The 12,021-nt window shown below is 73.7% G+C and carries 7 protein-coding genes; 6 read left to right on the plus strand and 1 reads right to left on the minus strand.

Annotation, left to right across the window (positions count from 1 at the left end; translation table 11 throughout):
* The first annotated feature begins 14 nt into the window (after window positions 1-14).
* From AC5WS8_RS36950 to AC5WS8_RS36960, 3 genes are read left to right on the plus strand one after another with little or no spacing between them, the layout of a single operon-like run.
* Entirely contained in the window at window positions 15-1,541 is a 1,527-nt protein-coding gene (locus tag AC5WS8_RS36950; RefSeq protein ID WP_496107863.1) for a hypothetical protein, read from the plus strand.
* 46 nt (window positions 1,542-1,587) lie between these two features.
* Window positions 1,588-2,466 (plus strand): hypothetical protein, encoded by an 879-nt coding sequence (locus AC5WS8_RS36955; RefSeq protein ID WP_496107864.1) that lies wholly within the window; start codon window positions 1,588-1,590, stop codon window positions 2,464-2,466.
* A gap of 49 nt (window positions 2,467-2,515) precedes the next feature.
* Window positions 2,516-7,141 (plus strand): hypothetical protein, encoded by a 4,626-nt coding sequence (locus AC5WS8_RS36960; protein WP_496107865.1) that lies wholly within the window; start codon window positions 2,516-2,518, stop codon window positions 7,139-7,141.
* A gap of 189 nt (window positions 7,142-7,330) precedes the next feature.
* Here the strand turns inward: AC5WS8_RS36960 and AC5WS8_RS36965 are convergent, their stop codons facing one another.
* Window positions 7,331-7,942 (minus strand): hypothetical protein, encoded by a 612-nt coding sequence (locus tag AC5WS8_RS36965; protein WP_496107880.1) that lies wholly within the window; start codon window positions 7,940-7,942, stop codon window positions 7,331-7,333.
* Between the two features lie 423 nt (window positions 7,943-8,365).
* Here AC5WS8_RS36965 and AC5WS8_RS36970 point away from each other — a divergent pair, with 423 nt between their 5' ends.
* Genes AC5WS8_RS36970 through AC5WS8_RS36980 form a run of 3 tightly spaced genes read left to right on the plus strand, consistent with a single transcriptional unit; the run spans window position 8,366 to window position 11,997 of the window.
* A complete protein-coding gene (locus AC5WS8_RS36970; protein ID WP_496107866.1) occupies window positions 8,366-11,155 on the plus strand; it encodes a sensor histidine kinase in 2,790 nt (929 codons plus the stop codon).
* Window positions 11,152-11,592: a roadblock/LC7 domain-containing protein gene (locus tag AC5WS8_RS36975; protein ID WP_496107867.1), complete on the plus strand. Its 441-nt coding sequence runs from the start codon at window positions 11,152-11,154 to the stop codon at window positions 11,590-11,592. Before AC5WS8_RS36970 ends, AC5WS8_RS36975 begins: the two co-directional genes overlap by 4 nt.
* Window positions 11,593-11,601: 9 nt before the next feature.
* Window positions 11,602-11,997 carry a DUF742 domain-containing protein gene (locus tag AC5WS8_RS36980; protein ID WP_496107868.1) on the plus strand — a complete coding sequence of 132 codons (396 nt, stop codon included), beginning with the start codon at window positions 11,602-11,604 and terminating at the stop codon, window positions 11,995-11,997.
* Window positions 11,998-12,021 lie beyond the last annotated feature (24 nt).

The following is a 12,021-nucleotide window of genomic DNA, read 5'->3' on the forward strand; positions in this document are numbered from 1 at the left end:
CTAATCTGTGCACCGTGACTTCGCCTGCATCGACGGACCGTGTTCCGCACCAGCTCAGCGCGGGGCCGCGCCCTGCTGCGGGGCCGGCCGCCGACGAGGGGCTGGCCCGGCGGCTGCGCGCGCTGGCCTGCACCGCGCCGCTGCACGACCTGGACGCGCGCAAGGCCAACCTCGCGGGTGAGTACTCGGTGTACGGCATGGCGGAGATCGCCCTCGCCGCCATCGACCTGGTCACGCTGAACATGGACTTCGACACCGGCGCGGACCACGACCAGATAGTCGCCCGCCTCATCCCGCGCATCGCCGCCCAGGCCCCGCGGCGCCCGCCCGCCGAACACGAGCGGGTGGCCCGCTGGGTCCTGGAGAACCTGATCAACGTCGGCAGCGTCGACCGCGGCTTCCGGGCCGTGTACGGGACGTTCGCTCCGGACGGCACCTACGTCCGCCGCGACTACGACTTCAAGCTGGTCGAGGAGGTCCCGGGATACGGGGGAGGCGTCTACCTGCGCACGACGGACGAGGCGGTCAACGTCCTCGTCGGCGCCCTCGACACCGATGTCACCAGCGCCCAGATCGCCGCCGAGGTCAAACTGGAGGTGCTGATCAGCCGGGGCCGCCTCGCCGACGCCCAGCTCGCCGCCGAGCAGGCGCGCTACCGGACCGTGCAGTACTCGGAGTCCCTGCGCAAGGCCCTGGACGCGACCCGGCGCAACGTGCGCGCGGTGGACTGGCTGAACGCGGTCCCGGACATGATCACCGAGGCCCTCGACCACGTCGCCGACCGTTACCGCCACGAGAACGCGATCCTCACCAACATCCGCAAGGCCCGCGACGAGTCCGAGGACCCCGAGCAGAAGCGGCGCGCCGCAGAACTCGTCGACATCGTCAAGGACTGCATCCGCCGGCACACCCAGCTGCAGTCCCGGCTCCTGGAAGCGGGCCCGCTGTTCCGCGCCGAGCAGGACCGGCAGGCGTTCGCCACGCCCTTGGCGACGTCGGGAATCGACCTGTACGGGCATCTGGTCGCGCCGCTGCTGCCCCTGCCGCTGGAGCGGGCGACCCGCGTCACGGACGCCTTCTTCGCGCGCGGTACGGGGCTGCGTACGCCCTTCTCCGCGCGGGTCGGGGACCTGGTCGACCTGCTGCTGACGCCTCCGGTGGAGCGCGAGCACCTGGGCGCCGAGATGCCCGAGCCGGACCTGATCGCCACCCCGGACGACAGCAGGTTCAGCGAGGAGCAGATGGCCGCCGCCATGGAACTGCTCGACCTGCCGGCGGACGCGCCACGGCGGCTGTCGGGACTGTTGGCCGAGGCGCGCCGCAAGGACCCCGGCCTGCCGTACCTGGTCGCCCTGCTGGCCGTGCACGCGGCGAGCCCGCCGGTCGGCACGGCCTACCGGCAGGGTGAGGAGAAGCTGCTGTTCGCGGTGGACGACGGCACGGAGCTGGACGACCCGGAGTTCGGCGGGGCCGACCTGATCGTGGGCACGGCTCTGCTGGACGCCGCGGGCATGGCGGCGGACCGGACGGAAGCCGCATGACGCCGATGACCACGCACAAGCACCCGCGCACCAAGGAGCCCCGACCGTGACCGAGCACGTCGACCGGAGTGAGCCGGAAGCCGCCACCACGCCGGTGAGCGGCGCCGTCACCCCCGCCGACGCCGCCGACGCGGCGCGGCTCGTCGCCTTCGGGCTGCAGCCCAAGCTGCAGCCCGCACGCGACCAGGAGTACGCGGACCTGCTGCGCCGCTACCGCGAGGACCCCGCGTTCGCCCGGCTCGCCGACGCCGTCGCCACCGGGCTCGGCCTGATCGTGCTGGAGGTGTCCCCGCGCGCGGGCATGGCCGTGACCGCGGCCGAGGACTCGGTGTTCGCGGTCCGCATGGGCGACTACGCGCGTCGCACATCGGCCGACTCGGCCGACCGCTTCCTGCACGGGCTCGCCCATCTCGCCGTAGCCGCCCTGGCGTTCCCGCGCCCGGAGGACCTCGCCGACGACGGCTACATCGGGCGCGTCACGGTCAACGGTGTCGACGCCTTCGTACGCCAGGCCTGCCGCCGTCTGGAGGAGCGCGCCGAGGAGCAGGGGGAGAACACCGACCCGGCCACCGACGCACCCGGACTGGAGGCCGCCTGGCGGGTGTGGGCCAGACGCAGTGCGACCGGGGCCACCAAGGACGCGCGCCGCCCGGCCGCCTCGACCACCGGCATCGTGGCGAAGGCCGTCGCGTTCCTCACCGACTCGGGCTTCCTGCAGCGCACGGGCGACGAGAACGGCGGCACGTACCGCACGACGGCCCGCTACCAGCTCCAGGTGCGCGACATGGCCGGCAGTGCCGCCATGGCCGAACTCCTCGAGCTGGGCATCGTCCCGGTCACCGACGGCACGGCGACCCTGCTGCCCGCCGAGGACACCGACGACCTGGAGCTCGTGGCCGACGCCGGACTGCCCTTCCACTCCTGACCCCGCCTTTTCCGAACACCAGCCAGACTTACGACGAGAGTCCGCCGCCATGTACGAGCTGTCCCGGGTCCGCCTCTACTCCATCGGCCCGGCCGGTGCGCGCTACGCCGACACCGTGCTGGACCTGCGGGGCGTGGGTGATCCGGTGCCCGAACCGGCGCCCACCCAGGCGGAGTTCTTCGAGGAGGAGCCCACCGGGCCGCCGCGCAGACCCGCCCCCGCGGGCGTGCTCTTCCTGGAGAACGGCGGCGGCAAGTCCGTCCTGCTCAAGCTGATCTTCTCCGTGATGCTGCCGGGCCACCGCAACACGCTCGGCGGCGCCAGCTCCGGCGTGCTGCGCAAGTTCCTGCTCGCCGACGACTGCGGACACGTGGCGCTGGAGTGGCAGCACGTGCAGACCGGCGAGTGCGTCGTCGTCGGCAAGGTCAGCGAGTGGCGCGGCCGACAGGTCTCCAACGACCCGCGGAAGTTCGCCGAGGCCTGGTACTCCTTCCGCCCGGGCCCCGGACTCACCTTGGACAACCTGCCCGTCGCCGAGTCCACCGCCGTACGGCCGCCCGTGGAGGGCGCCTCAGGCGCGCAGGGGCGGCGCCGCACCATGAAGGGCTTCCGGGACGCCCTCACTGAGGCGGGGAAGGCCTATCCGCACCTGGAGGTGCACTGGGAGGAGATCCACGACCGCTGGAACGAGCACCTGACGGACCTCGGCCTGGACCCCGAACTCTTCCGCTACCAGCGGGAGATGAACGCGGACGAGGGCGAGGCCGCCGGTCTGTTCGCGGTCAAGAAGGACTCCGACTTCACGGACCTGCTGCTGCGCGCCGTCACCGACACCCGGGACACCGACGGACTCGCCGACCTGGTCAGCGGCTTCGGCAACAAGCTGGGTCGGCGGGCCGAGCTGATCGCCGAGCGGGACTTCACCGCCGGGTCCGTGGATCTGCTCGGACGCATCGTCGACGCCGCCGAGGCCCGATCGCGGGCGCGCGACGTCCATGCGAGCGCCGAGCGGCGGACACGGACGCTGGCGCGGCGGCTGTCCGCGCGCGGGGCACAGGAGCGGGTACGCGCCGCCGACCTCGCCCAGCAGGTCACCGCGGCCGCGCACGCCGTCGCCCAGGCGGAGAGCGGCCGCGAGCGCAGTGCGCTGATGGCCGCCGAACTCGCCTACCGGCACGCCTCCCTGGCGCTCGCCGGTGCGGAGAAGGCGGCTGCGGCGCAGAAGCGGGAGCTGGCCGACGCCCGGCAGCTGTACTCCGCGTGGCAGGCCGCCGAGGCAGTGCTCCGGCACCGTTCCGCCGCCGACCGCGTGACGCGCGTGTCCGCCGCCATCCAAGAGGCCGAGCGGGACGCCGCGCCCGCGCTCGCCGCCCGCGCGAAGGCCGCCGTCGACCTGGTACGGGCGCTGCACGCGGCCGCCGGGAGCGCCGAGACCCTCGCCAACGAGGAGGAGGAGCGCTCCGCCGCCCTGCAGGAGGTGAGCGAGTCCGCCCACCGGGACTCGACCGCCGCCGCCACCGAGGCGCAGCGCGCCCGTAGCGAGGCCGGTCATCTGCGACAGCGGCTCACCGAGGTCGAGCAGGAGACCGCCGAGGCCGTGCGCGCGGGCTGGCTGGACGACAGCGCTCCCGACGCGGATCCGGCGCGCGCCGCGCTCGCCGCCAGCGACGCCGAGAAGACGGCCGTCGCCGCCTGGGACGCCGCACGCGACGCCTCCCGCCGTGCCTCCGAGCACGCGCGCGAGGCGGCCTCCGCGGAGTCCCGAGCGGAACTGACGGCCGCCCGCGCGGCGGACGCCGCCACGGCCGCCGAGCGGGCGTACGAGGCCGAACGGCGCACCGCCGAGGCGCTGGCGGCCGAGGAGCGCCTGGCGGAACTGCTGAGCCTGTCCGGCAGCGGCGCACACCCCCGGGTCCCGGCACCCCGCAGGGACGAGGACGCCAATGAGGCCGGAACGGCCGACGACGCCCTCACCGCCGAGGAACTCGACCGCTTCGCCGACGAACTGCGCGAACTGCTCGACGACTCCGTCTCCTCCGCCGAACGGCAGCTCTTCGAGCTGCGGACCGCTGCCGCCGACGACGCCCGTATTCTCGGCGCCCTCGGTGACGGTGGGCTGCTGCCACCGGGCCCGGACGTGCTCGCCACCGTCGAGTTCCTCGGTGAGCACGGCATTCCGGCCCTGCCCGGCTGGCGCTATCTCGCGCAGGCCGTCGACCCCGTCGACCACGCGCGGGTACTGGCTGCCCGGCCCGAACTGGTCGACGGCGTGATCATCACCGACCCGAACTCCCACGCCCGGGCACGGGAGGTGCTGAGCGACGCGGCTCTGTTGCCCCGCTCCGCCGTCGCCGTCGGCACGGCCGCCGCGCTGCTCGCTCCCACCCCACCCGTCGACGAGCACGGCAACGGTGGCGCTGTCTTCCTCGTCCCGCCGAACCCCGCCATGCACGACGAGCACGCCGCCGACGAGGAGCGGCAGGCGTTGCGGGTCCGCGCCACCGAGCGGGACGAGGAGATCCGGGCGCTCGCGGCCCGGCTCGGCAAGGACCGCGAGCTGGCGGCCCGCCTCGCCTCCTGGCGTACGGCATGCCCGGCGGGCCGCCTCACCGAGCTGGCCGACGCCGCCCGGGACGCCCGCGCGTTCGCCGAGGAGGCCGAGGCCGAACTGGCCGAGGCGCGCACCGCCCGGGCCGAGGCCGAAGAGACGGCCGCCGAGGCCGCCCAGGTGCGCGACGAGCGCCAGGAGGCCGCGCAGAAGGCCCGCCGCGCCGCCGACGCCCTCGCCGGACTCGCCTTCCGGCTGCGTGAACGCGCCGGCTGGCAGGTCAAGCTGCGTGAACTCGCCGACGAGGCGGTCGAGGCCGAGGCCCGCGCCCAGTCCTGCCTGGAGCGCGCCCGCGCCGCCGACGAGGACCGGCGCGCCGCCCAGCGCGCCGCCGACGACGCGCGCCGCACGGCGCGTGCGCTGCGCGCCGAGCGCTCCGAGATCGCGGGTGCCCCCGACCACGTGCCGCAGGACGACACGGACACGCCGAAGGCGTCCCTGCCCGCCCTCCGCGAGGCCTACCGGGCCGCCTCCCAGGTCTACGAGAAGGTCGGCGTCGGCGCCGACCTGCGGGCCGAGCAGGCGCGGGCGGAGAGCGACGAGTCCGCCGCACGCGCCGAACTGGACCGGCTCAGCAACAAGGTGCGCACCCGCGCCGAACAGCTCCTCGCCTCACCCGACGGCTCCGACGGACCGTCCCGGCAGGCCGCCGCCGCGCGCGCGGAGGAGCTGGTGCAGCTCCTGGAGACCCGGATGTCCTCCGCCAGCGAGCAGCTCGGCCGCCTGCGCGGCGAGGCCGAGCGGCACGCCCCGGAGAACGGCGAGGCCCACACCGGGCTCCCCGAGGAGCTGGTGCCCCGCGACACCGAGCACGCCCAGGCCCTGGTGCGCACCGCGACGGCCGAACTCGCCTCCCGCACCGAGGCCCTGAGCCAGGCCCGCGAGGCGCATGGCGAACTCCTCGAGGCCCACCGGGCCGCCGAGGACGGGGCCGGCGGCTTCGACGAGATCGCCGCCATGCTCCGCGACCTGCTGCGCGAGCACGCCTGGGAAGACGAACAGGAAGAGCCGGATCCGTACCCGGGCAGCCTCGAGGAGGCCCGGAAGGCCGCTGCCGAGGCCCGCCGCTCACTGCGTGGCTGCGCCGCCGACCTGTCCGCCGCCGAGGCCGCCGTACGCGAGGCGTCCGACGTCCTCGTTCGGCACGCCAACTCGACGCGCTACGAGCAGGTCCGTACGCCTGCCCGTCAGCAGATCCGCGAACTGCCCGCTTCCGCGCTGCCGGAGCACGCGCAGCGGTGGGCGGAGGCGTTCGCGCCCCGACTCCGGGTGCTGACCGACGAGCTGGCGCAGCTGGAACGCAACCGGGACTCCATCGTGGACCGGCTGCGCGGCCTCGTGGAGTCCGCGCTGGCCACCCTGCGCTCCGCCCAGCGACTGTCCCGGCTGCCCGAGGGGCTCGGCGAGTGGTCGGGGCAGGAGTTCCTGCGCATCCGCTTCGAGGAGCCGGACCAGGCCACGCTGATCGAACGGCTCGGCGAGGTCATCGACGAGGCGACCCGCGCGGCCGTGAAGAAGAACTCCGACCTGCGTCGCGACGGCATGTCCCTGCTCCTGCGCGGCGTCGGCGCGGCACTCCGGCCCAGGGGTGTCGCCGTCGAGATCCTCAAGCCGGACGCCGTACTGCGCGCCGAGCGGGTGCCGGTCGGACAGATGGGAGACGTGTTCTCCGGTGGCCAGCTGCTCACCGCGGCCATCGCCCTGTACTGCACGATGGCCGCCCTGCGCTCGAACGACCGGGGCCGCGACAAGCACCGCCACGCGGGCACGCTGTTCCTGGACAACCCCATCGGACGCGCCAACGCGACGTACCTGCTGGAACTGCAGCGGGCCGTCTCCGACGCGCTCGGGGTGCAGCTGCTCTACACCACCGGTCTGTTCGACACCACCGCGCTCGCGGAGTTCCCGCTGGTCATCCGGCTGCGCAACGACGCCGACCTGCGGGCGGGCCTGAAGTACATCCGGGTGGAGGAACACCTCCGGCCGGGCCTGCCCCCAAAGCCGCAGGCCGGAGAGGCGGTGCACAGCGAGATCACGGTGACCCGGATGTTCAGGCGGCCCGGGTGACCGTCACGTGTCCTCCTCAGGGGAGCCGACGCGACGAGGACGCCCGACGCGGGCGCCTTCGCAGGTGGGGAGTCGGGACCGGCGACAATGCCGCCGGTCCCCACGCCGCTTGAGGCAGCGGGGGGACCGGCGGCCGGGCCCGCGACGCCGAGCTGATCCGAAGGACAAGCCCTCGGCGCCCGCACGCCGTCACGGATGCGACAACTGCCCCGTCCCGCCCCGTCGGCGTATGCGCTCCTGAGCCCGCTCCGCCGCCCGCGCCCGGCGACGGGCCACGCGGCGTTCGCGGCGCAGGGCGCGCGCCGTGCTGCTCGGGGCCGACACCACCCCATGGCGCTGGTTCCACACCTGGCGCGTCACCCAGACGTCGAGCGCGCCCCACGTCGCCACCACCGTGCTCGCCACGCTGCTCAGCACCATGGGGAACGCCGGCCAGGAGTCGGCCAGCGTGCACAGCACGGCGATCACCGCCTGGATCAGCGTCACCGCGATGATGAGGACCGCCCGCACCGCCGCCGTCCGCACGGGATCCGGCAACCGCCGCCGACGTGCGGGCTCCTCCACCCACAGCGGCCGGTAGGACGGCGTGCTCCGCTGCTCCGCGCCCGCCAGGGGGCCTCTGTGCCGCTCCCCGCCCGCCGGTCGCGGTACACCCCGGCCGCCGGCCCGTCCCCGCGCCTGCGACGCACCACGCTCGACGTCCGCCGGAATGTCGCGATCACGTGCCTGGGGGTGCTGTCGCGCCGCTGGGGGCGCCGCGGCGCCCGTCCCGGGTGTTCCGCGCCGCTCCGCCGTGCCCATCAACCCGTCACTCCCCACCGCCCGCAGACCACTCGTCCCGGTGTCAGCCGACACCGACTCTCCAGTGGCTGCCCGGCTTGCGCTGTTTTACGCCGCCCGAGTGCGTCATGCGGCGCCTGTGGCCGATTCCGCCCCCAATTCCCGTACAGGAAGACGATTGTCGTCCCGCGAAGATTCCCGGCGAACGAAAAATTCCGGCCAAGAGGACCTCAATTCCCGGCCGGATGCCCCACTGCGCCACACGCCGGTTGCGGGGAGGAGATTCCCCGTAATGGCAGGACAACTGCCCGCCTCCGGTGCGCCTTTCGCCTGGCGCGCGCCTGCTCGCCCCTTCGAGACACCTGTGGGTCGGTAGTAGGCTCACGCCGTTTGTTGACGCACATGTGTACCCCCGGTACGGAGGGGGTCGAGCTGGGGGAGGCCATGCGCTTTCGCGGGAAGTCCATCCGCCGGAAGATCGTGGCGCTGCTTCTCGTGCCGCTGCTGTCCCTGACCGCCATCTGGGCCTTCGCGACGGTCGTCACCGGCCGCGAGGCCCAGTCGCTGTTCAACGTCTCGCGCATCGTCGAAGAGGTCGGCTACCCCACCGAGGACACCGTCCGGGTGCTGCAGCAGGAGCGCCGGCAGACCCTCGTCTACCTCGCCGACCCGCGCGCCTCCGAGTCCCTCACCGCGCTCCGCCACAGCCGCGCCGCCACCGACGAGGTGGTGGCCAGGCTCCGTCGCAACAGCAAGGACGAGGACCTGCACGAGGACATGGGCCGGGCCACCGCCGAGCGCCTCACCTCCATCCTGGACGCCCTGGACGGCATGGCGTCGCTGCGCCGCAGCGTCGAGGACGGCACCGTGAAGCGCTCCCAGGCCTTCGACCTCTACAACCGTCTCGTCGACCCCTGCTTCACGCTGCTGGACAATCTGCACCTCCTGGACAACGTGGAGATGGACAAACAGGGCCGGGCCCTCGTCAACGTCTTCCGCGCCCGCGAGCTTCTCTCCCGCGAGGACGCCCTCCTCAGCTCCGCGCTCGTCGCCGGCCGGCTCACTCGCGACGACATCCACGACGCCTCCGTCCTCGTGGCCCAGCGCTCCGTGATGTACGACGTCGGCCTGCAGCTGCTGCCGGCCTCGGAGAGCCGGCGCTTCCAGCGGTACTGGAAGAACGCCGGGACCGCGCCCCTGCGCGTGGCCGAACAGGCCGTCGCCGGCGCCACCCCCGGCGTCCCGCACGGCGTGACCGCCAAGAGCTGGGACGAGGCCGCCGGCCAGGTGCTGGACCGCCTGGACCGGATGAGCACACAGGCCGGCGACCGCTACCAGGACCGAGTCCGCCCCCTCGCCGTCGACGTCATCATCAAAGCGGCCATCCCCGGCGTCCTGGGGCTCATCGCCCTGCTGGTCTCCCTGGTCATGTCCGTCCGGATAGGCCGCACCCTCATCCGCGACCTGCGCCGGCTGCGCCTGGAGGCCCACGAGGCGTCCGGGGTGCGGCTGCCCGGCGTCATGCGCCGCCTCTCGGCGGGCGAACAGGTCGACGTCGAGACCGAGGTGCCCCGTCTGGAGTACGACAAGAACGAGATCGGCGAGGTCGGCCAGGCCCTCAACACCCTCCAGCGTGCCGCCGTCGAGGCCGCCGTCAAACAGGCCGAGCTGCGTGCCGGTGTCTCGGAGGTCTTCGTCAACCTCGCCCGCCGCAGCCAGGTCCTGCTGCACAAGCAGCTCACCCTCCTCGACGTCATGGAGCGCAGGACGGACGACACCGAGGAGCTCGCCGACCTCTTCCGCCTCGACCACCTCACCACGCGCATGCGCCGCCACGCCGAGGGCCTCGTCATCCTCTCCGGCGCCGCCCCCTCCCGACAGTGGCGCAAGCCCGTCCAGCTGATGGACGTGGTGCGCGCCGCCGTCGCCGAGGTCGAGGACTACGAGCGCATCGAGGTGCGTCGGCTGCCCCGCGTCGCCGTCACCGGGCCCGCGGTCGCCGACCTCACCCACCTGGTGGCCGAACTTCTGGAGAACGCCACCGTGTTCTCGCCGCCGCACACCGCCGTGCAGGTCGTCGGCGAGCGCGTCGCCAACGGCTTCACCCTGGAGATCCACGACCGCGGTCTCGGCATGACCGCCGAGGCGCTCATGGACGCCAACCTGCGGCTGGCCGAAACGCCCGAATTCGAGCTCTCCGACACCGACCGGCTCGGCCTGTTCGTGGTCAGCCGGCTCGCCCGGCGACAGGGCGTCCGCGTCTCCCTCCAGCCGTCCCCGTACGGCGGCACCACGGCCGTCGTCCTCATCCCCGACACACTCCTCAGCGACGACGTCCCCGACACCAACGGCATCGGCTTCCGTCTCGACCGCGCGCTGCCCGACACGGCGTCCGACACCCACAAGGACCGCGCCTCGGCGCTGTCCCACGCCTCCGTCAGCCTTCCGGGTGTTCCCGCGTCGATACTCGACGGCCCCGTCGAACTGGAGGCGCCCATCGACCTCGACGCGCTCGGCGACCTGGCGGGCGCCCTCGGCGACGAGGACGACGAACGTGGCGTCTTCCGGTCCCGCCCTTCCCTGGTGGACCCTCCGAGCGAACGACACCGGCAGGCACGCGACACACGGCGAGAGGCCGCCCGCCCCGGCGACACCGACCACCCCGGCGCCCCGGTCCCGCTGCCGCGCCGCCGCACCCCCAAGCTGGTCAGCTCCCACGGCCGCCCGGTGACCGGACAGGGACCGCGGCGGACCGCAGCCGACGAGGAACAGAGCCCGCACGGCAGCGGCGTGAGGGGGCGCCAGGAAGATCGCCGGCCGTCCGGCGGCTCCGGGGAACCCAAGGCGGGTCCCGCACGTTCGTCCGGTGATCGCACCGAGGCGCCTGCCCTGCCCCAGCGGCGCCGCACCCGGTCCGCGTCAGACCCGGAGGGGACCACTGCGAACCGGGACGCGGCGGCCGGAGAGGCGGACGCGGGTGTGGGCCCGCTGCCCCGCCGGGTACGGCAGGCCAGCCTCGCCCCGCAGTTGAAGGAGGGGCCCGGCCGGCGCACGGAACGCGAGCGGCCGGCCACGGAGAACCGGGCGGGGCTCACCGAGCGCGACGCCGACGAGGTTCGCAGCCGCTTCGCCTCGCTCCAGCGGGGCTGGCAGCGCGGCCGCGAGGAGAACGCCGCGGGCGACGAGGCCCAGGACGGCTCAGCACGAGGAACGACAAAGGGGGACGGTCGATGACCGCACCGAAGACCGCAGGGCCCACCGCGACCGACAAGGCGTCGGGCGAGCTGAACTGGCTCCTCGACGACCTGGTGGAGCGCGTCGCCAGCATCCGCAAGGCGCTCGTGCTCTCCAGCGACGGTCTGCCCACAGGGGTCTCCAGGGAGCTGAGCCGGGAGGACAGCGAGCACCTGGCCGCGGTCGCCTCCGGATTCCACAGCCTCGCCAAGGGCGTCGGCCGCCACTTCGACGCCGGCGGGGTCCGCCAGACCATCGTCGAACTCGACGAGGCCTTCCTGTTCGTCACCGCCGCCGGCGACGGCAGCTGCCTCGCCGTTCTGGCGGACGCCGACTCCGACGTCGGTCAGGTGGCCTACGAGATGACCCTTCTCGTCAAACGGGTCGGCGTACATCTGGGGGCCGCTCCGCGCACCGATCTGCCCTCGGGTGGGTAGTGGGACGGCATGAGCCGAGACGGTCAGGGAAGCAGCCACTGGTTCGACGACGAGGCCGGACCGGTCGTCCGTCCGTACGCCATGACGCGCGGCCGTACCAGCCACGGGGTGCAGCACCGCCTCGACCTGATCGCGGTGGTCGTCGCCGAGCCGCACGTGGACGATCCCGAGACGGACCCGTCGCTGTCCCCGGAACACGTGGACATCGTCGAACTGTGCCGTGACACCCCTCAGTCGGTCGCCGAACTCGCCGCCGAGCTCGACCTGCCCGTCGGCGTGGTGCGGGTGCTCGTCGGGGACCTGGTCGACGAGGAACTGGTCCACGTCACCCGTCCCGTGCCGCCCGCCGAGCTGGTGGACGAGTCCGTCCTGCGCGATGTGATCAACGGCCTGCGAGCCTTGTGAGCCAGGGGTGCCGCGCACTGTGGC

The sequence above is a fragment of the Streptomyces sp. PTL18 genome (genome assembly GCF_059510295.1).

Bases quoted from the DNA above. Each gene is read 5' to 3' on its own strand.
- AC5WS8_RS36960 (WP_496107865.1), top strand. From the start codon at position 2,516: ATGTACGAGCTGTCCCGGGTCCGCCTCTACTCCATCGGCCCGGCCGGT.
- AC5WS8_RS36965 (WP_496107880.1), bottom strand. From the start codon at position 7,942: ATGGGCACGGCGGAGCGGCGCGGAACACCCGGGACGGGCGCCGCGGCG.
- AC5WS8_RS36970 (WP_496107866.1), top strand. From the start codon at position 8,366: ATGCGCTTTCGCGGGAAGTCCATCCGCCGGAAGATCGTGGCGCTGCTT.
- AC5WS8_RS36975 (WP_496107867.1), top strand. From the start codon at position 11,152: ATGACCGCACCGAAGACCGCAGGGCCCACCGCGACCGACAAGGCGTCG.
- AC5WS8_RS36980 (WP_496107868.1), top strand. From the start codon at position 11,602: ATGAGCCGAGACGGTCAGGGAAGCAGCCACTGGTTCGACGACGAGGCC.